Genomic DNA, 23,208 nt, shown 5'->3' with positions numbered 1-23,208 from the left:
ATATTAAACCTAACGAAATTGAAAATATCTTAAATAAAACACGTACAATTTTTCCTGGATTAGGTGATATAAAAGATAAACCTGATGATCCTTATGGAGATTTTATTATTTACCATGAAATGATGAAATATATGCTTTCAAAAAATACAGAAATTATATTTCTCACTTTTGATAATACTAAAGGAGACTGGATGTCAAAAAGCAAAGCACCATACATACACTACGTTGAAAACATGTATATAAATACTAATGAAATTATATACATATTAGATGCAGAAAGAATACTAGAACAAATTTTAAATGTCGAAATTGATTCATTAATACCACTGCAAAAGAGTGTGAATACTGAGATCAATATTAATAAAATTATTAGAATACATCCAATATTTCAAAATATGAAAGTTACAAAAGCAGAAAATGACGTTGTCTATGAATTATTGGTGAATGGCTATACTGATATTTCAGATGTAATATCTGACTTAGATAAAAGCAACGAAATAATGCAAATTTTTAAAAGAGATTTCCCAAATATTTCATCAAATGGAATATTACGTTATGCATTAAGAATTATAAATTTAAACTATACAAAAAAAGTTTTAAAAGATGGAAGCGTAATAAATGTTAATCCTAAATATCTTGAGCGTGCAAAAACTTATCGTGAAATTAATGAATTACTTTAATAATTGCAATTTCTGGCCTCCACAACAAACAAAAATTGAACCCCACAACAAAATCCACACTCCAAATTATCCTCAACTTTGTATTATAAAATTTAAATAAAAATGGAAAATACAAAAACAACAGTTTTGGTAACGGGAGGAACAGGATTTCTGGGAGTTCATACCGTTCTGCAATTATTACAGCAAGGATATGAAGTGAAAACAACACTTCGTTCATTGTCTAAAAAAGATACCATCATCAAAGCATTGGAAGAAGGAGGAATCACAGATTTTTCGCACCTTTCATTTGTAGAGGCAGATCTTACAAGCGACAACAATTGGGATGAAGCCGTGAAAGACTGTGATTATGTTCTTCATGTTGCTTCACCTTTCCCTGCGCAAGATCCGAAAGATGAAAATGAACTCATCATTCCTGCAAGAGACGGAGCTTTGCGCGTTTTGAAAGCGTCGCGTGATGCAGGTGTGAAAAGAGTAGTTTTGACCTCTTCTTTTGCGGCAGTCGGTTACAGCAAAGATATCAAAGATCATGTTTTCACTGAGGAAGACTGGACGGATGTGAATGCAGAACTTCCGGCTTACATCAAATCGAAAACTGTTGCTGAGAAATCCGCATGGGAATTCATCGAAAAAGAAGGCAACGGTTTGGAATTATCAGTTATCAATCCTGTCGGGATTTTCGGTCCTGCAATTGGCGGAATCACTTCTGCTTCACTGGATATCGCCGTTTCAGGAATTCTGAACGGAACAATGAATCAAACTCCGGTTTTCACAATGGGCGTTGTTGATGTGAGAGATGTTGTGGATATTCATATCAAAGCGATTGATAGATCCGAAAGCTGCTGGAGAACGTTTTATCGCTACTTCAAACGGTGTGATGAGCTTTTACGATGTCGCTGAATTATTCAAAAAAGAAAGACCGCAGTACGCTGAAAACATTCAGCCTCTGGAACCGATTGATAAAGAATTCTACAAAGAAATGTCTAACGCAAAAACAATCCTTCATTGGAATCCGAGAAGCCGTGAAGAATCTTTGCTGGCAAGTGCAGATAGTTTGATGAAAAAATCATAAATTTATATCTGACTTTAATCGACATAGGAAAATTGAGCGTAAAGAAAAATAATTTAGTGAACGTAAAGAAAATCCCACTGTTTGAGTGCGACATAATGTTAAATCAAAGAACCAAAATTTAATTCGCACGAGTTTTGGGATTTTTAGAGAACAAAAATATTTTTTAGCGAAAGTTTCCAAGTCTAGAATTTCTCGTTCTTTTGTTTCAAGACAAAAGAACATCATAAAAAAGAGAAAAAAAAATTGAAATTCAATAATATACAATCCTGTCATCTCGGTCCCGAAATATCACCGGAACAGTTTATTCCTGAGCATTTCTTTTTGTTTCTGCTTAAAGGATCAATGGTTTCATATGACGGTTACAGATATTATGATATGAAACCCGGTGATTACTGCATTGCAAGAAAAAATCATCTTGTACGGTACACAAAACATAAAGATAACGGACAGTTTGAAAAAGTGATCATTATGTTTGATGAAGCTTTTCTGAAAAAGTTTCTGAACCGCCATCCTTATTACGCAGAGCCTACTGACAATACTGATTCTTTTTTGTTTATTCAGGAAGACAAGCTGATCCATAATTTTGTACATTCTTTAGAACCTTACTACAACGGAACGGAACAGCTTGATGATATTTTTGTAGATATTAAACGTGAAGAACTGTTGATAATCCTGCTCAAGAACCATCCCGGGCTGAAAGATATTTTTTTTAATTTCAATGTTCCGCACAAAATTGATCTGGAATATTTTATGAACCAGCATTTTAAATTCAATATCAGTATGGAACGTTTTGCTTTTATGACGGGACGAAGCTTATCGACCTTTAAAAGAGAATTTAAAGCAATTTTTAATACAAGTCCCGGAAAATGGCTGATGAAAAAACGCTTAGATGAAGCTTATTTCCTTCTAGACAAGGAACACAGAAAACCGACAGATATTTATATTGATCTCGGTTTTGAAGATCTATCCCACTTTTCTTTTGCTTTTAAAAAAGAATTCGGGGTTTCTCCTTCGGAGGTTGTAAAATTAAGGGGTAAGAACTGAAAAAATTTGTCTGATAATTTTAAGAATGGTTTTCCGCTCTTTTTTCTTTAAATACTCCACATTCGTGAAAAAATATGCATCTTTGGTAAATAAACTAACAGTAATTACCATGACACGGATCTTCTTTTTTATTCTTACAGTAATTTCATTTCAAACATTTATTGCTCAGAAAAAAACATTTAAATGTGAAAAAGTATATGATGCGGTAAAACTTATCGATCAATCCAAATTTGATGAAGGAATTGCAATTTTACAAGAATGTGAAAAAATTGATCCTTCAGAGTACACTTATCCTTACGAAATTGCATACGCGCTTCTTCAGAAAAAAGATTACAAAAACGCGATATCCCAGCTGGAAAAAATAAAAAGCTATCCCACAATCCAAGCCGATTATTATCAGCTTTTAGGAAATTCGTATGACTATGATAATAACCCCGAAAAAGCCATTGCAACTTATGATGAAGGTCTCAAAAAATTCCCGAATTCAGGGAGATTATATCTGGAAAAAGGAGTAATTTACGAATATGATCAACCTGAAGAAGCCATCAAAATTTATGAGAAAGGAATCAAGGTCGATCCAACGTATCCTTCAAACTACTATAGAGTATCGAATCTGTATTTAAAATCTAATAACAAATTGCCGGGTCTTATTTACGGAGAAATTTTTGTAAATCTGGAAAGAACAACAAAAAGAACTCAGGAAATGAGTGAAAAACTGTATCAAACCTATAAAGATGCAATTGATATAAAAGATGAAAAATCCAATACTATATCACTGTGTAAAGTAATTTCTGTAGACGTTAATTCAATAAATAAAAATAAAGTCCCTTTCTGTATTATGTTTGAAGCCGGCATGATGCTTTCAACTTTAGGACAGAAAGAATTTACTTTTGAAAGCTTTGCCAAAATACGGAGCAATTTTTTAAAAGAATATTCTGCACGTCTGAAAAAAGATCACCCCAATGTTCTTCTGGATTACTTCAGAAAGATGGAAGACCATCAGGTTTTCAACGCCTACAATCATTATGTATTTCAGATTGGTGACGAAAATGCTTTTACAAAATGGCAGGAAAGCAATCAAGCAGAATATCAAAAATTTGTCGAATGGTATACAGCAGATGAAAATGATCTGAAGATCGACAAAACGAATCTTTATATTGCAGAATAGTTAATATGTAAAGTTTATATAAGCTGAGAAAGAGTACATCAAATCAGATATTTACACATTTTATTCTTTGACGTTGTTTAAAGGAACTTTGTTCTTTTAGTATAGAAATAAGAATAAGTTTATCAATCTATCCTACCGATTGATATCTATAATACAATAAATATTCTAAAGATAGCGTTCCTACGGAACGCTGAACCTACTCTTAATATGATTTCTACACAGATAAAACTCCATAGAGTTTTCCGGCATTTTATTTAAGCAGCTTTTTTTTAACTTTAATTCAAATAAAATAAATATTACTCGAATAGGCACTTTAATAAATATCAGTAATTATTTGTCCTGATATTGAATTAAAATCTGTAAAAACATTTATCAACAGCAACGAGTATGATACAGACAATGACATTCTGAATGTTGTAGTGGTTTCGGGATACGACATAGGAATAGCTAAGCAATATAAATCATTCAATTTTTATAAACCTGTCTCCAAATGGAAAAAAATATCAGGCAAGTAGTATGATAAACTATAAAAAACGTACTCCAAGAACACGTTTTTCTTTTATCTTTATTAAAATTAATTTCTACGATGATTACAAAAGCTTACATTCAGGAATACGGCAATGGTAAAACAGAACCTGAATTTCTGGAAGTAAAGACCGTTTTGGAATCCAGAGGAATTGATTGCGAATTCTTTACCATAAAAAGATTACAGCGAAATCAAATTCAAATCAATCAGGAAACGTTGATTGTAGGAGATCATTCGACAATGTTGTCCGTTTTCAGAAAGATGGGTATCCGTTCATTAACTTTATCTTATCCTGAAAGTTTAAGAAAATATTTAAAAAGAAATATTTGGGAAACAACTGTGAAAAAACTCATGATGCAAAGTCATGAAGAATCCTTAACTATTTTTGTAAAACCGAAATCTAAAGCCAAGCTTTTCACAGGTTGTGTTATTCAGTCGAATTACGATCTTCTCAGGCTGGAATCATTTTCAAAAGATACAGAATTATACTGTTCATCGGTTGTAGAATGGCTTTCTGAATTCCGGGTTTTTGTCAATCAGTCAGAAATTGTCGGAATAAAAAAATACAGCGGAGACAAAAACCTTAAACTGGATATGGATACGGTAAAAACGGCTATTAAAGATTTTGAAAATTCAGACGAAAAAACCAGCGCTTACGGAATAGATTTCGGAATTCTGAACAACGGAGAAACTGCATTAGTTGAATGGAATGATGGTTTTGCACTGGGTTCTTATGGTTTGGATAAGGAAATTTATACGGATTTGATTCTCAAGAGATGGGAGGGAATTTTCGAAACCCAAAGCTTAAAATAGCATGAATTTTTTAAAATGAAAGGTGAAAAATAACATCATTCATTTCTGATTTTTTCGATTAATCACTTACCATAAGGTTATTTTTTTAAGATTCTAAAATAAAAATTTATGAATTTCATCTTTAGTTTCATAAATAATTATATCTGAAAGATTCATATTTTTTTATGATACAACTGATAAATTTAATCGTAAAATCGCACATTTTCGGCATTTCCTCAAATTCAAAAAATAGTGATTTAACATAATAAAACACACTTTTTTGTGAATTAAACATTTATTTACGAAAAAATAACACATCAACCATATACAAATTATCATTTTATTTATATATTTACAATTATAAAAAAATATGATAATGAAAAACAAATTTATTTCCCTGATAAGTCTGTGTATTATATTTACATGTAATGCACAAGTTGGCATCAGTACAAGCAATCCTGCAAGTACACTCGACATTAAAGGTTCTTTTGCAACCCCTTACAAAGCAGTAACCGCAACCTCCTATTCTTTATTAAATTCAGATCAATATCTCGATTACAGAGGAACGGCTGCTGCTGTATGGACTCTTCCTGCCGCTTTAGCATCTCCGGCAACCTTCGGAGGAAGAATTTATGAAATCAGAAACGGAAGCAATTTTGACATCACGATAAACCCGAGCGGTACTGAAAGAATAGATGTATCCACTACAGCGGTCAATCAGTCAGCCTTTACTATTCCTGCAGGATATTATGCAACCGTGAAAAATACAGGATTAACTTCAGGAATAACCTGGGTTGTAACACTCCTCACTACAGGAAATGGAAGTTCTGCCAACTCTGCAGGATTCAGTACCTCAATTTTAGGTTATGTTCCCGTTAAAACATCTCAAAGAGCAGTTCCGGCAACCTTTGGAGGAGTTTCCGTAACAGAAAGAGGATGTAAAAAATGGTCCGGAACAGGAGCAAATGGTCATACATATTGCGCTTATCAGTTAGGAGGCGCAAAAAACTTTTACGACACATTTACTTTTGCAAAACAGGTGGGAGGATATATCTCCACAATTACTTCCAATGCGGAAAGGACATTTATTTACAACAATCTCTTATCAAATACAACAGGCTACTCTCTTAATAACAGCATCTGGATCGGCTATAATAAGGTAGCATATCCGGGTAACAGTAATGAGTTTACATGGATAACTGGAGAAGACTGGACAATAGACTGGACGACATCTCCTAATTCTACCCCGCAAAACTTCTTTGCTACCGGCGAGCCTAACAACAGCGGAGGAACTGAAGGCTCATGCCATATTTTCCCAACTTCCGCCAACAGCACCAGACAATGGAATGATCTTACAGGAACTCTTACCGTAAGTGGAGGAGTTGGCTTTGATCAGGTGATTTTAGAATTTAATGAAGACTAAAAAATAAAAAACATAAATAAATTAAACATGAAAAATAAAATTATTACACTAAGTTTTGCATTGTGCATTTTTTCGTTAATGAATAGCCAGGTAGGCATTAATACTACTACTCCCGGAAGCACTTTAGATGTTAAAGGATCTTTTGCTACTCCCTACAAACAAAGCACAGCCACTTCATATAATTTTTTAGCAACCGATGAATATCTGGATTACAGAGGAACCGCTGCAGCAACATGGTCTCTTCCTGCAGCAGTAGCATCACCTGCTACATTTGGCGGCAGAATTTATGAAATAAGAAATGGAAGTGCTTTTGACGTTACTATTACGCCTAATGGCACGGAGAGAATAGATGTTTCCAATGTAGCAACAGCGCAGGCAAGTCTTACGATTCCCGCAGGCTACTATGCTGTGATTAAAAATACAGGAGCAACTTCCGGAACAACTTGGGTAGTATCTCTGCTTACTTCAGGAAACACAGCCTCATCCGGCTCATCAGGTTTCAGTACCTCCATTTTAGGGTATGTACCCGTGAAAACCTCGCAGAGAGCTGTTCCGGCAACATTCGGCGGAGTAAGCGTTTCGGAAAGAGGATGTAAAAAATGGTCTGGAACAGGTTCCAACGGACATACTTACTGTGCTTATCAGCTTGGAGGCGGCAAAAACTTTTATGATACTTTTACTTTTGCAAAGCAGGTAGGCGGATATGTCGTTACCATTACTTCCAATGCGGAAAGAACATTTATCAATAGTAACATTTTAGCAAACACAACAGGTTATAATCTTAATAACAATATCTGGATTGGATATAACAAAGTGGCTTATCCTGGAAACTCCACAGAATTTACATGGATTACGGGTGAAGACTGGACGATTGACTGGACGACTTCCCCTAACTCAACCCCTCAGAGTTTTTTTGCAACGGGAGAGCCCAATAACAGTGGAGGAACAGAGGGATCCTGCCATATTTACAGTACATCAGGTAATGCTTCAAGACAATGGAACGACTTAATAGGAACTTCTACTACATTTAACTTCAGTGCTTTTGATCAGGTTATTTTAGAATTTAATGAAGATTAAAAACTGAAAAATTATGAATTTAAATCTTTATTAAAATCAACAAAAATAAAAGGCTGTCTCAAAACAGAGAACAGCCTTTTTTATATCTAAATGTGAGTTTTTCTTAAAACTTCAAATCTCCATTCACTTCTCTTACTGCATTCGCAGCTTCAGCAAATTTCAATTGCTCTTCTGCAGTAAGCGTTACGTTTACGATTTTTTCCACACCGTTTGCTCCGATAATGGCAGGAACACCAAGGCAAATATCATTTTGTCCGTATTCCCCTTCAAGCATTAAAGAACAAGGGATCATTTTTTTCTGATCGCAAGCAATCGCCTGAACCATTACAGAAACAGCCGCACCCGGAGCATACCAAGCTGAAGTTCCTAATAATTTGGTAAGCGTTGCACCTCCTACTTTAGTTTCTTCAATAACGTATTTCTGCTGTTCAGCATCTAAGAATTCTGTTACAGGAACACCGTTTCTTGTCGCTTTGCTCAATAGAGGAAGCATTCCGGTATCACTGTGAGCAGCGATTACCATTCCGTCTACGTCAGAGATCGGAGCTTCTAAAGCTTCAGCCAATCTGTATTTGAATCTTGCAGAGTCTAATGCACCACCCATTCCGATGATTTTGTGCTTAGGAAGACCTGAAGTTTTGTGTACCAGATAAGCCATTGTATCCATTGGATTAGAAACCACAATGATGATTACTTCCGGAGAATGTTTTACTAAGTTTTCAGTAACTTCTTTTACGATTCCCGCGTTGATTCCGATTAATTCTTCTCTCGTCATTCCCGGTTTTCTTGGAATCCCCGAAGTAATAACCGCTACGTGAGAACCTGCAGTTTTGCTGTAATCTCCTGTTGTTCCGGTAATTTTTGTATCGAATCCGTTAAGCGATGCTGTCTGCATCAAATCCATTGCTTTACCTTCTGCAAAACCTTCTTTAATGTCTACTAAAACTACTTCTGAACAGAAGTTTTTCATTGCGATGTATTCTGCACAGCTTGCTCCTACAGCGCCTGCACCTACTACAGTTACTTTCATAATATACTTAATTTATTGTTTTTTAATGGTATTATGGAACTTTACAGTTTCATAATATAACTTTTAAAATTTATTTATTTGAATTGTTTATCCACATTTGGTTTACAAATGAGAACTCCCAAATTTAATAATTCCTGAAAAATTGGGCAATCTTTCAGGAATTTAATTATCTTTAAAAGTGATATTTATGTTTTATACCGTAATTAACGGACGTTCAGAAGAAAGGTATACAGTTTTTTAGCTCCCGATAAAACCTCATCATAATTTTTTTCAGAAACCTCATTATCAAGAACTTTCTTGAAACTCTTCCACATAAACCCTGTATTTTCACGGTAACAGCCGAAGAAATTGAAAGTAACATCATCAAATCCTTCTGTTTTGGAAAGCTGTTTTGCAATAACATTTCCTCCCAGAGTAGAACCTTCGATCACGTACATCGCTCCTAAAGCTTCATTTTCATTGGAAAAACTGAGCTCTCCTGAAGCCTTGCGATTTTCCAAGTCCAGACTTTTAAGATCCTGCTCAATCAAAGGAAGTTTTTTTCTTTCTTCAAGCTGAAGTTTTTCAGAGAATTTTTCAGAAAGACTGTCGAAAATCTGATCTTCGGAATGAAGCAGCATCAGATAATTTCTGCCAATGATCTTTTTATAATCTTCCAGCGTAAAAGTTCTGTCGAATATTTTTTTAGAGTTAAAAAGTTTTTCCGCGGCATCATGAAATTCTGCCGTATTTTGTTTTAGATATTCAGATACCATACCGGAATTTTAAAGTAAATTGTGTAATTAAGGTTTTTTAAAGGTGAGGATAAAAGTAGTTCCGTTTTTACTGCTTTCATAGTCTACATTTCCGCCAAGTCTCTGCATAATTCTGTGTACGATGGATAGTCCTACTCCATTTCCTTTAAACTTCTTCGCATTATCCATCCTGTTGAAAATTTTAAACATTTTATGCTTATTTTCTTCTGGAATTCCGATTCCGTTGTCTGTAATTCTGTAGACTACCGTCTCTTCTTCTTCCGTTCCGCCGATAATTACTTTCGGTTTTTCCTGATGGGAAGAATATTTTATGGCGTTATTGATGATGTTTAAAAATACCTGATGAAGCATTGTTTTATCGGCAAGAACATCGGGACAATCATTAATGACCACTTCGCTTTCTGAAGTATCAAAAGTTATTTTAGCATTTTCGGAGATCTTCGCGATGGTTTGCGCCGTCTGTAACCTTTCGAGTTCTATTTCGCTGTGTTTTGCACGGCTTAACTGGAGTACATCATGCATCATTTCCGCCATATTGTCGATTTCCTCGATGATGGAATTGATTTTATTTCTGCTTTTGTCTGAACCGTCCGTAAGACTTTTCAGAAGCATTTGGGCGTTCAGTTTCATTACCGTAAGCGGAGTTCCCAGATCGTGTGAAATCGTATAAGAGAAACTGTCCAGCTCCTCATTCACCTTTTTAAGCTCATCATTAAGCCTTTTTATGGTGATGTAATTTTTATGGGATGTTTCAAGGATCAGATCACGAACCGCCTGTAATGCGGCAACGTTTCTGGAATTCCATCTTTTAGAATTTCCTTTGATGTCCTCGGTAAAGATCTGGAAAGACGTTCTTGGAGAAACCACCTGTGTCTGTTCTCCGTTTTTCACAATCACATCTATTTTCTTTTCAGGATTTCCTGCCCAATCGATGTGTTCATCAAATTCTTTACGGAACCAGATCAGCAGATTATTTTTAGATTTTTCAATAAAATAAAAAGCCACTCCTGCACATTTTTCGTCGAGACCAATCTCTTTACCGTGATCTTTCAGAAAACTTCTGCTGAGATAGATATTCTCATCTATATTCTGATGAGCCCACTGAGCCAGCTTTTCAATTACATTATAATCCGGAGTTTCACCTTCGGTAACGATTTTTTCGTCGGCGATGATGGCTAATCCATCTGCTTCCGGAAGATCCTTAATTTCAGATTTATTTTCGATTAAAGAATCAAAAAGATTGTTGTATTTTAAGAATTCCTCTTTTAACCGGGAACATTTTTCATTAAGATACAAACGATAATCCAGCTCTTTTTTCGATCTGAAGGACGAGTAGGCATTGGACGCCAAAGCCGTAAAAATTCCTGCCTGAACGCGGTCTTCAAGATCAATGTGTTTTGGTTCGGAATTCTGACAGGTAACCAGCCCCCAAAGATAATCATCTATAATAATGGATACACTGAAACTGGAAGAGGCTCCGGAATTTTTGATGTATTGCCCGTGAATAGGCGACATTCCGCGCGATCCCGAATACGTAAGATCTATTGTTTCATCAGATTTACTGAATATAGGAACTGTTTCCGAATGAACGTTGCTGAAAATTCTTTTTCTTTTTTTAAGATAAAGTTCTCTTGCCTGTTTCGGAATGTCGGATTCAGGATAATGAAGACCGAGATAGCTCTCGATGTTTTCATCTCTTTTCTCAGCGATTACTTTTCCAGATCCGTCCATCATGAATTTATAAACCATCATTCGGTCATAATTCACAATTTTTGAAAGAGTATTTAAAAGCTGATCCCAAATTTCCTGTTCATCATCAATAATGTAGAAATTATCGTACTTGTTGGAAATCCTTTTGTTGGGATTGAGTAAAACTTTTTCGAACTCAAGAAAAATTTTGTCCTTGCTTCTGAAAACAGAAAAATGATATTCTATGCCTCCAATAAAGATTTTATCAAAATATGTTTCATTTTCTCTTTTGGTAAAGTCGGCTAAAGAATTATAAATATCCGAATCTATAATGCTTTTAAAGCTTTCCGCAAAGTCCGTAAGCTTCTTATCAAAAAGCATATTTGCATTTTCGATATTAAATATATCCTCGATATTCTTACTAAAAAAAGCTATGGAATGAGACTTCGCATGAATGCCAATCAGATAACCAAAACTTTGTATGTAGCCCGGAATATGGATAGGCTCCTCATGACACTCAACAAAATTCATATAATATTTTGACCTATCAAATATACGACTTTTTTTATCTAATCGGATTTTTTCTCTATAAACGCGTACCACAAAAAGTTATAATATTTCAGCAAAACATGAGTTTTATAGAATATTTTTCTTTATTCATAGGATATACAGGAAATTCAAAACCAGAATATTTTACACTAAGCCTATTTAAATTTAACCATAAACCGTTATTTTTTTTTCTAACGGTATAATCTTTATTTATTTGCAGATAAAAATCAGAAAGAGGCTATCATTTTTATAAAAAACACAACTTTCAGAATTCCAGCTGATTGAAATGACGAAATTCATTCTTCTCCTATTCTACTCCGAAGAAATACAATCCTGTTTTACCCCAACTATAAATGGCAACTGTGGTTACACTTCTTTATCGAAGTACAGCATATAATATTTTCCGTTTTCATCTTCTCCCTGCGCAATTTTCTGTCTGTCGCCGTGGATGTAGATGTGGAAGTTTTTGTCTAATTTGATGATGCTTTTAAAATGTCTCTGCGTTTTCTTTACAGCGGCTTCACTAATCGGGAATTCTTCTGCAATATTAATCTGCATATCCTGTTCGTAATCGGTTTTAAAATTGTTGAAACTTTCGATTACATGCTCGTCGCCCAAAACTTCGGCAGCAAATTCATCCAGCTTAAATTCTTCCTTTTCTTTGAAAAAATTGATCGATTTGTTTAAAAAATCTGCCTGATCGGCTTTGGAAACTTCAAATTCCTGAGGCAATTGCTTGGTAATATAATCTTTATATACCATTAACGCTTCCTGTGTATGAAAATATTCGTCGTCGCGCTGCTTTACTTTTAAAAAATCTTCAAACCAGTAATACATATCCCCGTTTTTGTTGTTATCCACAACAGAAAGTACGTATCCCGTTTCTTTATCGTTGTTATAGATTAAAGCCGCTTTATCTATTTTAGACAACCCGATTCCCTGATCTTTTTCGATATCGAATGTTTCTTCATTGGGAGCAATTTTAAGGAAAGATTCTCTTTTTTCGGTTTTAAAAATTCCGATCTTGTCTACTCTTTCTGTTCCTTCTCTTTCGTCCTCGAAATATACAATGAACAATTCTCCGCCCTGAACTCTTGGGTTTTCAGCAGCTTCGAAAAGATGTTTGGCGATGTTTTCAGATTCCCAGAGGAATTTTGACTTGTCATCAAAAATCTCAGAAACAGAACTGTACACCGGATTATTCACCAGATAAGAATCGCTGTAAAAATGGAAGGTTTCTTCTGATTTAAAGGAACCTAAGAAGTAATTTTCCAGCAGTTCTGCCATTCCTTCTTCCAACTGTAATTCTTCCTGAGAAAGCGTTAAAGATTCTCCGTTGATTTTATTTCCGACTCTGTGTACTACGATTTTTGAAAACATTTCCTGAATATTTTTGGACTGCAAAGATATTAATTAAATCAGATAATCAACAGGATTTCCATAATGATAAAAGCGTTATCATTTTGATAGGATTTTTAAGGATTTTAAAAATTAAAATAAACAAACATAATTCTGATAATCAATATTTTAATTTAAATAAAAATTCAAAGGTATAGCATTGGCAACATCATCCTCAAAACATAAGAATATGGACTTAAAAACTTTGAACAGAATTGATAAGCTGAGAAGATTAAAAAGCAGAGGACCGCAAACCCCGAAGTGGCTGAAACCGTATCATCTTCTGATTGTAGCCTTTTTGGCAGTTTTTACTTTCTGAGCATTTATTAAAATTTTAGAACTTAATCAACAATAATATGAACTATTTAGAAGCTGCACAGGAAATCAAAGAAGTGATTCCCGAGATTGAAAATGAGCTGAAACAAAACAGAAAACAAAATTCCTACAGTGTCATTCAGACGTTTACAGACAATATTAAAGACAGAATTAAGCAAAATGACCGGAATATTCTGTTTCTATGCCTGAAAAAGATGGATGATATTTACAGAAACGGAGATGCCGTACTTAAAAATGCTGTGGAACATACGTTTATTTATTCACTGGACAATTCTACCGCTTTCTGCAGTGAGGAATACCGAAAAATGATCTTTAGTTATATTTCCAAGGATCTTCAGACGGTCTATTCCAGACAAATCTACAATCACGGCATTTAAGTTCATTACATTTTTTGAAGATTTTATTACAAAAGCACGAAAATTCAGAACATACAAACTCATTAAAAATCAACTGTTTATGAAATCTAAAATAAGAAGAATTTCCGACTGGAAAACGCTCCAAACCACCACCAACAGACATAATATTGAAATTCTGGCAACGCACATCGCTGTAATTGTAGGAGTTTTTGTTTTTGCAGCAATTCTGTAAACTTTGGTACAGTTTTAGCCGCAATAGAAAGTGTTACGAAAAATATTAATTATGATGAATGTACGGATGCAAACTATTAATCAAAAAATAGCTAGTGAGTATTTAAAATTTTTCTATCCACCCCTTCGCACAGAAATTACCCAATTGTCTTCACAGGATAATTTTGCCGGGATTATGCAGGCAACCATTAATTATCTTAAAAAGCTTCTTCACGAATCTAAAGTGAATATTATTGCCCATCACATCAAACTGATGGAAATGATTTATAAAGGTGGAGATTCTTATGTAAAAGATATGATTGAAAATCTTTTTGTGCGATCTTTTGAAAGCTTTAAAAAGCACGCCAAAATCTCCCACTGGAAACTTCTTTACCAATATATGCCTGTGACTTTTCAGGTGATCTACAACGATCAGCGGAAGCAGGACAAAATCTTTTTTGGGAAGTAAATTAATTTTTAAACGCAGTTCCGGCGAAGCCTTTGGCTTCGCCGGAACTTTTTAATTCTTCTTTAAAAAAGTCTGTTTGACTGTCTGAAGTTTTTTGTCGTTCATCTTTGAAGATTTCTTCAGTTTGGCAACAAAAACATCTACTTCTTCAGCAGTTGACGGACAGCCCAGATTTTCGTTTTTATCGTTGAAAGAATCTGCAAGCACCTCCCCTTTCGGATTCAGAACCAACCAGAACGGAAGTCCCGCGTCTTTGCCTTTGTATTTTTCCATCAATGCTTCCCCACCCGGATTTTCAAGTTTTTTCTTTTCGCCCATTTCCTGAACATCTACATAAGCAGTAACAAATTTTTTATCAAAAATCGGCTTTGTTTCGGGTAGATTCATATTCTTTTCCATAACGTGGCACCATTTGCACCATGAAGCGTGAAACATCAGCAAAACATTTTTATTTTTGGATTTAGCTTCGGTAAGCGCTTTGTTTAAAACAACATCCGCTTTTTCCTGAGCAAAATGTAACTGGAATAATAATAAGCCTAAAAATAAGAGGATTTTAGAAATTTTCATTTTGGATCTGATTTTAAATACTAATCTAAAGATTTTTTTGTTGTTATACTAACACTTTTTAAAAACTATTTCATGAAACTCAGACTTATTTGCATATTTCTTACTATTTCATTTATATCGAATGCTCAGATTTCCAGAAAACTAAAAGATAAAGTTGAAATTATTGACAAAAAATTTTTTGATATAATACTTCAAACTTATGATAATAAAAGTTACGAAGAACTTTACACTTTATATTCTGAAATATCTAAAACAGCCACAAATGATGAGCTTTTTTATCTTGCTCTAAATGGAAATACATTTATTCGTCATAATGCAGCTTTTAGTTTGCTCTATAAAAAGGATAAAAGAATCATAGATTTGTACAAATACTATTCTAAATTTCCTATGCAATATGAAATAAAAATGAGCTGCATCATTGCCCAACAAGATATGGCACTAAGTATAAGAGGATATATCCTTGCTGAGTTAAGAAACTACGAGGAGTATAAAATAATATCGAAAAAAAGTAATCAATCCAAAGATTTTTACACAAAAGAAGAAATTAATTATTATGAAAAATTAGATATTAATTTTTTTAAAGATTGTATTGATGAGTTCGAAATAATCGATGAAACTTATATTCCGGCGAGATTGGAAATTTATAAAATCATTAATGAGAATTGGAAAGATGGTAAACTTCAATTTCCAAATAATTATTAAAAACAAAAAATATTCTTTAACAAATAACTTAGTTTTTAAATTTCTATTATTTTACCATGAAGCTAAGAATATTGCCACTTTTACTTTTTACAATTACCTTTTGTGAAGCGCAGATTTCTAAAAAAGTAAAAATGTTAGCCAGACCTTTAGATACAATACAGTATGCAGAATCTTCACATATCGGAATAGGTGGTGAAAGAAGTAAAATGTATGATGATTTCAGAAAATTAGCGAAAACTGCTACCAATGATGAGCTTTTTTATCTGGCGAAGAACGGAAGCAATTCTTTAAAATTGTACTCAGGGAAAGAACTTTTTAAAAGAAATGATAAACGATTTCTTGAAATCTATCAATATTATAACGATCATCCTGTAATGATGAAATATGTAAACGGCTGTGTTGGAAAAAAAGATAATATTGCGACCAATTTGATGGATGAAATCTATGCAGCAAAGGAAATTATTTCCATTCGAGATTCTATTTCAAAAGAAAAAACAGATAATTTTACTAAAGCTCAACTGAAAAGTATTGATGATGAAGGGTATAAAAAACTGAAACAGAAAGAAATACAATTTTTTCTGGATCATTTGGTAAAAAAGAAATAATAAGCATGAAAGAAAAACTACTTTGTCTACTCTATTTTTTGATAATTGTCAATATTTCCGCACAAATTCCTTCTCCAAAGGTCATTAAAAAAGAATTCATTTTTGAAGAAGGAGCATATTTCAAACAGTGTCATGCATCTACAATAGAACAGTCTTCGGACGGAAATCTTTTGGCAAGTTGGTTTGGAGGCAGTCATGAAGGTGGTAAAGATGTCGTGATCTGGGGAGCCCGTTCCGATGGAAAAACATGGAGTTCTCCTGAAATCTGGGCAGATGGAAAGGTTAACGATTCTCTGCGTTATCCCTGCTGGAATCCTGTTTTGTTCAGATCTAAAAAAGAAAAGATTATATATCTGTATTATAAAGTGGGACCCAATCCGCGGGAATGGTGGGGAATGGTTAAAACATCAAGAGATAACGGAAAAACATGGGAAAAAGCAGAACGGTTACCTGATTCTATTCTCGGTCCCATCAAAAACAGACCCATTGAGCTCGCCAATGGTGATATTATTTCCCCATCAAGCAGAGAAATCAATGAAAATAGATGGAATGCTCATGTGGAAATCAGCAGGGATCACCAGAAAACATGGACATCATATTCCATAGATTCTGCTTCAGCATTTAATGTGATCCAGCCAAGTATTCTTGTTCATAAAAACGGTAAACTACAGGTTTTATGCAGAAGCAAAGAAGGCGTAATTGCAACCTCATGGTCACAAAATAATGGGATGAACTGGAGTCCTTTAACCGCAACAAATCTTCAGAATCCTAACTCCGGAACGGATGCCATTGGTTTTAAAGATTTTTTTCTGATTGTTTACAACCCTGAACTCCCCGGAAAAGACTGGTGGGAAGGGCGTACAAAGTTGCGTCTGGCTTATTCTTACGATGGGATCGACTGGAAGGATTTGCTTTCTCTGGAAGACGAAAAAAAGGGAGAATTCAGCTATCCTACTATTTTTAAAGATGCAAAGGGATTGGTTCACATTACTTATACCTACAATAGAGTAAATATTAAACACTGGATATTAAAATTATAACGTACGGTTTATATTAAAAATAAAATCCCCGAGCTTTCGCTCGGGGATTTCTATAATGACTTATTATATCTTACTTCACTTCTTCGAAGTCTGCATCCTGTACATCTTCTGCACCTCCTGCATTTCCTCCGTTTTGTGCTCCTGCATCAGCTCCCGGCTGTTGTCCTGCTGCATACAATTCTTCTGAAGCTGCCATCCAAGCTGCATCTAAAGCTTCTGTTTTAGCTTTTACATCATCTGCATTTTTAGCTTCAAAAGCTGTTTTCAATTCTCCGTGAGCGGTTTCAATGGCTGCTTTTTTATCAGCAGATAATTTCTCACCAAACTCTTTTAATTGCTTTTCAGTCTGGAAGATCAATCCGTCTGCTTTATTGAAGATTTCAACTTCTTCTTTTTTCTTAGCATCGGCAGAAGCATTTTCCTGAGCTTCTTTCTTCATTCTTTCGATTTCTTCGTCAGAAAGACCTGAAGAAGCCTGAATTTTAATAGACTGCTCTTTACCGGTTCCTTTATCTTTAGCAGAAACACTTAAGATACCGTTTGCGTCGATATCGAATGTTACTTCGATTTGAGGAACTCCTCTTGGTGCAGGTGGAATATCTGTAAGGTCGAATCTACCGATTTCTTTGTTATCGTTGAACATTGGTCTTTCTCCCTGTCCTACTCTGATACTTACAGCCGGCTGGTTATCAGAAGCTGTAGAGAATACCTCAGATTTTTTAGTTGGGATCGTAGTGTTTGCTTCAATTAATTTAGTGAAAACAGAACCCATAGTTTCAATACCTAAAGAAAGTGGCGTAACATCTAATAAAAGAACATCTTTTACATCACCTGTCAATACACCCCCTTGAATCGCAGCACCGATTGCTACAACTTCATCCGGGTTAACTCCTTTAGAAGGTTTTTTACCGAAGAATTTCTCCACTTCTTCCTGGATGATCGGGATTCTTGTAGAACCTCCTACCAAGATTACCTCGTCGATATCTGAAGTTGATAAACCTGCATCTTTTAACGCTTTCGCAACCGGCTCCATAGATCTTCTTACCAAATCTGCAGATAACTGCTCGAATTTAGCTTTCGTTAAAGTCTTTACTAAGTGTTTAGGACCTGTAGCCGTAGCTGTAATATATGGAAGGTTAATTTCTGTCTGTGGAGAAGAAGACAACTCGATTTTTGCTTTTTCAGCAGCTTCTTTCAATCTTTGTAATGCGATTGCATCAGACTTTAAGTCAACCCCTTCTTCAGCTTTGAATTCATCTGCCATCCAGTTGATGATTACATCATCAAAATCATCACCTCCTAAGTGTGTATCTCCGTTTGTAGACAATACTTCGAATACACCATCTCCTAAATCTAGGATAGAGATATCGAAAGTACCACCTCCTAAATCGTATACTGCGATTTTCTGATCTTTATGGTTTTTATCCAAACCGTAAGCCAATGCAGCAGCAGTAGGCTCGTTGATGATTCTTTCTACTTTAAGACCTGCGATTTCACCCGCTTCTTTTGTAGCCTGTCTCTGTGCATCGTTGAAGTACGCAGGAACCGTAATTACCGCTCTTGTTACTTCCTGTCCAAGATAATCTTCAGCCGTTTTCTTCATTTTCTGAAGCGTCATTGCAGAAATTTCCTGTGGAGTATATTCTCTGTCGTCGATTTTTACTTTTACGGTATCGTTTGGTCCTGAAACTACTTCATAAGGTACTCTTGAAATTTCTTTCGCATCCTCTTTAAAGTGAGTTCCGATAAATCTTTTAATTGAATATACTGTTTTCTTTGGATTCGTTACCGCCTGTCTTTTTGCAGGATCTCCTACTTTTCTTTCGCCATCTTCTGTGAACGCAACGATAGACGGCGTTGTTCTTTTACCTTCTGCGTTAGGAATAACAACAGGGTCTTTACCCTCCATTACAGCAACACAAGAGTTGGTTGTTCCTAAGTCAATTCCAATTATTTTATTCATAATATTTTTATATTTTTTCTAATTTTTAATTTTAATTTACATTCAGTATTTCTCAATATTTATACCATTCAAAATTTTGTGACAAATTGACACAAACAATTAAAAACAGGAGTAAAAAATAGTTTTTTTTAATGACCTTTTTTAGAAATATTGTTTAAAATAAACTCAAACTTTACTTTATGTGTGGTTTGAATTTTTGTCACAGCATCTATTATTTTAAGCCAGACCGTATCAATTTTGTCACTTCTGGGCATTTCTAATTATAAGCTGTTAGAATTTTATACTTACATTTATTAATAAGCCAACTTATCACTATGTCGAAGCTTCAGTTTGTGATTAAATTTTAAATTAGTTTAAACAGATAGTATGATTAATTCCTATTCTTTTAAAAATATCAAATCAGAGCTATAATTTTCCGGATAGTTTTAATAACTTTAATGGATTGCAAAAATCATCCGGTTTCAGAATCTTTTTGGCTCTAAAATTTAATTAAAGCTTAACGCAAAAAGGTTTCAAAGGATACCACGAATTACTATTTTTGATAAATTATAAACTAGAGAATGTCATTACATTTCAATCCGAGAGATATTACCTGGCTTGCCTTCAACGAGAGGGTTTTACAGGAAGCCATGGACGAAAAAGTCCCTTTACATTTAAGAATCCGTTTTTTAGGAATTTTCTCCAACAATTTAGACGAATTTTTCCGTGTGCGGGTTGCAGGTTTAAAACGCGCCATGGATTTCAAAGAAAAAGTAATTGCGGAATCTTTTTATCAGCCGCCTTCCAAAATCCTTCAGAAAATCAATGATATTGTGATGAAGCAGCAACAGGATTTTGATAAAACCTGGAAGAAAATTCTTGCTGAAATGGCCGATCATCATGTTTTTATTAAAACTTCCAAAAATTTATCTCCCAATCAGAAGGAGTTTGTAAGAAAATATTTTGATGAAGTGGTGGAATCCAACGTCATTCCTATTCTGCTTCATGAGAATACACCGATGCCTTATATGAGGGATAAAAGTCTTTATCTGGGTGTTGCGATGAGGAAAAAAGACTGGCAATATTCCAGCAATTACGCCATTATTGAAATTCCGTCACGTTTTGTAGGAAGATTTGTTTTACTTCCTTCCGAAGATGTGGAAGAGAAAAATGTAATGCTTTTGGAAGATGTCATCACCTTCAATTTACCCCATATTTTCTCTTATTTCGGATATGATGAATTTGCAGCCAATGCTTTTAAAGTAACGAAAGATGCCGAGCTGGAACTCGATAATGATATCCGGACTAATTTTGCCGAAAAAATTGAAAAAGGCTTAAAAAACAGGCGAAAAGGAAAACCAACCCGTTTCGTTTTCGATAAAGATATGGATAAGGCACTTCTTGAAATGCTGATCCGAAAATTAAACCTGACGAAAAAAGACAGCATTATTCCCGGAGGAAAAATTCATAATTTTAAACATTTCATGGATTTCCCTGATGTTTTTGAGAAGTATGAAAAACCTGTTGAAAGAAGTTCTTTTACCCACCCTGCTTTTGAAAATACAGAAAGAGTAACGGATGTTATTCTGAAACATGATGTTCTTTTAACATTCCCTTATCACAAATACAATCCTGTTATCGATCTTCTACGTGAGGCAGCAATGGATCCCGATGTAAAATCGATCCAGATTACTGCCTATCGTCTGGCAAGCAGTTCGAAAATCATCAATGCCTTGATTTATGCGGCAAGAAACGGTAAAGAGGTTACGGTTATGCTCGAGCTTCAGGCAAGATTTGATGAGGAATCCAACCTTGAATGGAAAGAAATGCTGGAACCGGAAGGCATCACTGTACTCATTGGAATTCCGAATAAAAAAGTTCACGCAAAGCTATGTGTCATTAAAAAAAGATCTCATAATAAAACAATCCAGTACGGTTTCGTAAGTACCGGAAATTTCAATGAGAAAACAGCGAGAATTTATGGAGATCATCTGTTAATGACGGCGGATCGGGGAATTATGGCAGATATTAATAAGGTATTCAATGTTCTGAAAAAACCAAAAGACGATTATCTTCCGATTTTAAAAACCTGTAAAAATCTTCTGGTCTGTCCGCAGTTCATGCGTGAAAAAATTATGCATCATATTGATAAGGAAATTGAAGAAGCCAAAGCGGGAAGACATGCAGAAATGATCGTTAAAGCCAATTCGGTAAGTGACCGTTCCCTGATTGAAAAGCTATATGAAGCAGCACAAGCCGGAGTTGTCATCAGAATGATTGTAAGAGGAATTTACTGTGCTGTGAATCAGAAAGATTTTAAAGAAAAAATAAAAGCAATCAGTATCGTAGACGAATATCTGGAACATGCAAGAGTAATGTATTTTTACAATAAAGGAGTCGAAGATATGTATATTTCTTCCGCAGACTGGATGACGAGAAATTTAGATTACAGAATTGAAGCTGCCGCAAAGATTACGGATAAAAATCTGAAAAAAGAACTGAAAGATATTCTCGACATACAGTTGAAAGATAATGTAAAAGCACGTATTTTAGACAAAAAACTGAGCAACGAGTACATTCATAATCCGAAGGAAGAATGCCGTTCTCAGATTGAAACCTATCGATATTTAAAAGCCAAAACAAAGAAAAAATGAAGATCGCAGCCATAGATATAGGAAGTAATGCAGCCCGACTTTTGATTAATGAAGTAAAAATTAACAATAAACAACCCGAATTCATCAAACTTAATCTTCTGAGAATACCGCTGAGATTAGGTATGGATGTTTTTACCTTAGGAAAAATCGGCGAAGAAAGGGAAAAAATGGTAATCGATTCCATGAAGATTTTCAGCGATCTGATGAGAATTTATGATGTTGAACATTACCGAGCATGTGCAACGAGTGCAATGCGTGATGCTTCAAACGGAAAGAAAATTATTGAAGAGGTAAAAAAGACCTCAGGAATCAATATTGAAATTATTTCCGGTGATGAAGAGGCTACTCTGGTTTTTGAAAATCATGTGGCAGAAGGACTGGATAAGGAATTTGCCTATCTGTACATTGATGTCGGCGGCGGTTCTACGGAACTTACCTTTTACGAAAACGGAAAAATGAAATATGAAAAATCTTTCAATATCGGAACCATCCGCTTGCTTAACAATCTGGTGACGCCCGACAACTGGAAAGACATGAAGGAAGAGATCAGAAAAAATATCAACAGCAAAAAGCCGATTGTTGCCATCGGTTCAGGAGGAAATATCAACAAAGTTTTCTCCATGAGCAAAACGAAAGACGGCAAACCGATGTCGCTTTCTCATCTTAAAAAGGTATATAAGGAGTTTGATGATCTTACGGTTGATGAAAGAATGACAAAATATAATCTCCGCGAAGACAGAGCCGATGTTTTGGTTCATGCGTTACAGATTTTTAATAATGTGATGACATGGTCGGAAATCAACAGGATTTTTGTTCCGAAAATATCTGTTGCAGATGGATTAATCCACAATATTTATACTAAGCTACAGGAGAAAAAGTAAGATTTACTTTAATAAATCGCAGAACCGGTCATTTCCTGACCGGTTTTTTTAGTTTTATTTAAAAAGCTAAAGACAATAAAAAAATTCAATCAGGTCGTGTCTATGGGAGGATTTTTCTTTTTGAGAGTTTTTTATGGTTTCGGCGCGGCTTCGCCGCGCCGAAACCATAAAAACTGAAAGAACTAAAACAAAGTACAATCACATTGAAAAATAATCATATTCAGACCCTTTCCTTAGTATTTCTTC

General features: G+C 34.8%; 23 protein-coding genes. 17 read left to right on the top strand and 6 right to left on the bottom strand.

Going from position 1 to position 23,208, the window contains the following annotated elements:
• The 8 genes from DD829_RS23620 to DD829_RS13415 all read left to right on the top strand — a co-directional run.
• A partial coding sequence (locus DD829_RS23620; RefSeq protein WP_228408199.1) for a PIN-like domain-containing protein occupies window positions 1–680 on the top strand: 680 nt, incomplete at its 5' end.
• 102 nt (window positions 681–782) lie between these two features.
• Complete coding sequence (locus DD829_RS13440) at window positions 783–1,577, top strand: NAD-dependent epimerase/dehydratase family protein (RefSeq protein WP_228408198.1); 795 nt, start codon at window positions 783–785, stop codon at window positions 1,575–1,577.
• Window positions 1,555–1,749 carry a hypothetical protein gene (locus DD829_RS24150; protein WP_228408197.1) on the top strand — a complete coding sequence of 65 codons (195 nt, stop codon included), beginning with the start codon at window positions 1,555–1,557 and terminating at the stop codon, window positions 1,747–1,749. The genes DD829_RS13440 and DD829_RS24150 overlap by 23 nt, the downstream gene beginning before the upstream one ends.
• A 243-nt stretch (window positions 1,750–1,992) precedes the next feature.
• Window positions 1,993–2,793: a helix-turn-helix domain-containing protein gene (locus DD829_RS13435; protein WP_108408991.1), complete on the top strand. Its 801-nt coding sequence runs from the start codon at window positions 1,993–1,995 to the stop codon at window positions 2,791–2,793.
• A 64-nt stretch (window positions 2,794–2,857) separates the two neighbouring features.
• Entirely contained in the window at window positions 2,858–3,961 is a 1,104-nt protein-coding gene (locus DD829_RS13430; protein WP_228408196.1) for a tetratricopeptide repeat protein, read from the top strand.
• Window positions 3,962–4,547: 586 nt separating this feature from the next.
• Entirely contained in the window at window positions 4,548–5,300 is a 753-nt protein-coding gene (locus DD829_RS13425; protein ID WP_116547835.1) for an ATP-grasp domain-containing protein, read from the top strand.
• A gap of 355 nt (window positions 5,301–5,655) precedes the next feature.
• Window positions 5,656–6,702 (top strand): hypothetical protein, encoded by a 1,047-nt coding sequence (locus DD829_RS13420; protein ID WP_108410181.1) that lies wholly within the window; start codon window positions 5,656–5,658, stop codon window positions 6,700–6,702.
• Window positions 6,703–6,729: 27 nt separating this feature from the next.
• The gene (locus tag DD829_RS13415; protein WP_108410180.1) at window positions 6,730–7,779 is read left to right on the top strand and encodes a C-type lectin domain-containing protein; all 1,050 of its coding nucleotides are present in this window, start codon (window positions 6,730–6,732) and stop codon (window positions 7,777–7,779) included.
• Window positions 7,780–7,882: 103 nt separating this feature from the next.
• Here the strand turns inward: DD829_RS13415 and DD829_RS13410 are convergent, their stop codons facing one another.
• The 4 genes from DD829_RS13410 to DD829_RS13395 all read right to left on the bottom strand — a co-directional run bounded on the left by DD829_RS13410 (window position 7,883) and on the right by DD829_RS13395 (window position 13,182).
• Window positions 7,883–8,809: a malate dehydrogenase gene (locus DD829_RS13410; protein ID WP_029294870.1), complete on the bottom strand. Its 927-nt coding sequence runs from the start codon at window positions 8,807–8,809 to the stop codon at window positions 7,883–7,885.
• 203 nt (window positions 8,810–9,012) lie between these two features.
• Entirely contained in the window at window positions 9,013–9,564 is a 552-nt protein-coding gene (locus tag DD829_RS13405; protein WP_108410179.1) for a biliverdin-producing heme oxygenase, read from the bottom strand.
• 27 nt (window positions 9,565–9,591) lie between these two features.
• Window positions 9,592–11,784: an ATP-binding protein gene (locus DD829_RS13400; RefSeq protein WP_108410178.1), complete on the bottom strand. Its 2,193-nt coding sequence runs from the start codon at window positions 11,782–11,784 to the stop codon at window positions 9,592–9,594.
• A 384-nt stretch (window positions 11,785–12,168) separates the two neighbouring features.
• Complete coding sequence (locus DD829_RS13395; RefSeq protein WP_108411587.1) at window positions 12,169–13,182, bottom strand: nucleoid-associated protein; 1,014 nt, start codon at window positions 13,180–13,182, stop codon at window positions 12,169–12,171.
• Between the two features lie 208 nt (window positions 13,183–13,390).
• Here DD829_RS13395 and DD829_RS24360 point away from each other — a divergent pair, with 208 nt between their 5' ends.
• The 4 genes from DD829_RS24360 to DD829_RS13380 all read left to right on the top strand — a co-directional run bounded on the left by DD829_RS24360 (window position 13,391) and on the right by DD829_RS13380 (window position 14,571).
• Window positions 13,391–13,519, top strand: a complete 129-nt coding sequence (locus DD829_RS24360; protein ID WP_262497964.1) for a hypothetical protein — start codon at window positions 13,391–13,393, stop codon at window positions 13,517–13,519.
• A gap of 37 nt (window positions 13,520–13,556) precedes the next feature.
• Complete coding sequence (locus DD829_RS13385; RefSeq protein ID WP_108410605.1) at window positions 13,557–13,913, top strand: hypothetical protein; 357 nt, start codon at window positions 13,557–13,559, stop codon at window positions 13,911–13,913.
• 79 nt (window positions 13,914–13,992) lie between these two features.
• On the top strand, window positions 13,993–14,124 hold the full coding sequence (locus DD829_RS24355; RefSeq protein ID WP_256041157.1) for a hypothetical protein: 132 nt from the start codon (window positions 13,993–13,995) through the stop codon (window positions 14,122–14,124).
• A 51-nt stretch (window positions 14,125–14,175) separates the two neighbouring features.
• Window positions 14,176–14,571 (top strand): hypothetical protein, encoded by a 396-nt coding sequence (locus tag DD829_RS13380; RefSeq protein WP_076395499.1) that lies wholly within the window; start codon window positions 14,176–14,178, stop codon window positions 14,569–14,571.
• 51 nt (window positions 14,572–14,622) lie between these two features.
• On the opposite strand, the gene DD829_RS13375 is transcribed toward DD829_RS13380, so the two are convergent.
• The gene (locus DD829_RS13375) at window positions 14,623–15,138 is read right to left on the bottom strand and encodes a thioredoxin family protein (protein ID WP_108410606.1); all 516 of its coding nucleotides are present in this window, start codon (window positions 15,136–15,138) and stop codon (window positions 14,623–14,625) included.
• A gap of 72 nt (window positions 15,139–15,210) precedes the next feature.
• On the opposite strand from DD829_RS13375, the gene DD829_RS13370 reads away from it, so the two are divergent.
• From DD829_RS13370 to DD829_RS13360, 3 genes are read left to right on the top strand one after another with little or no spacing between them, the layout of a single operon-like run.
• The gene (locus DD829_RS13370) at window positions 15,211–15,840 is read left to right on the top strand and encodes a hypothetical protein (RefSeq protein ID WP_116547834.1); all 630 of its coding nucleotides are present in this window, start codon (window positions 15,211–15,213) and stop codon (window positions 15,838–15,840) included.
• A gap of 56 nt (window positions 15,841–15,896) precedes the next feature.
• Window positions 15,897–16,445, top strand: coding sequence for a hypothetical protein (locus DD829_RS13365; protein WP_108411433.1), 549 nt, complete (start codon window positions 15,897–15,899; stop codon window positions 16,443–16,445).
• Window positions 16,446–16,450: 5 nt separating this feature from the next.
• Entirely contained in the window at window positions 16,451–17,485 is a 1,035-nt protein-coding gene (locus tag DD829_RS13360; protein ID WP_108411432.1) for a sialidase family protein, read from the top strand.
• Window positions 17,486–17,555: 70 nt separating this feature from the next.
• Here DD829_RS13360 and dnaK read toward each other — a convergent pair whose 3' ends face one another.
• Complete coding sequence (gene dnaK, locus DD829_RS13355; RefSeq protein ID WP_108411431.1) at window positions 17,556–19,448, bottom strand: molecular chaperone DnaK; 1,893 nt, start codon at window positions 19,446–19,448, stop codon at window positions 17,556–17,558.
• A gap of 560 nt (window positions 19,449–20,008) precedes the next feature.
• Between dnaK and ppk1 the strand changes: the two genes are divergently transcribed.
• Entirely contained in the window at window positions 20,009–22,081 is a 2,073-nt protein-coding gene (gene ppk1 / locus DD829_RS13350; RefSeq protein WP_116547833.1) for a polyphosphate kinase 1, read from the top strand.
• Window positions 22,078–22,962: an exopolyphosphatase gene (locus DD829_RS13345; RefSeq protein WP_108409045.1), complete on the top strand. Its 885-nt coding sequence runs from the start codon at window positions 22,078–22,080 to the stop codon at window positions 22,960–22,962. The genes ppk1 and DD829_RS13345 overlap by 4 nt, the downstream gene beginning before the upstream one ends.
• Window positions 22,963–23,208: the final 246 nt, after the last annotated feature.

The sequence above is a fragment of the Chryseobacterium sp. HMWF035 genome (genome assembly GCF_003094695.1).
In the GTDB taxonomy this organism is placed as follows: domain Bacteria; phylum Bacteroidota; class Bacteroidia; order Flavobacteriales; family Weeksellaceae; genus Chryseobacterium; species Chryseobacterium gambrini.
Note: the sequence above shows the minus strand (reverse complement) of the source record. Positions and strands in the feature narration are given on the sequence as shown.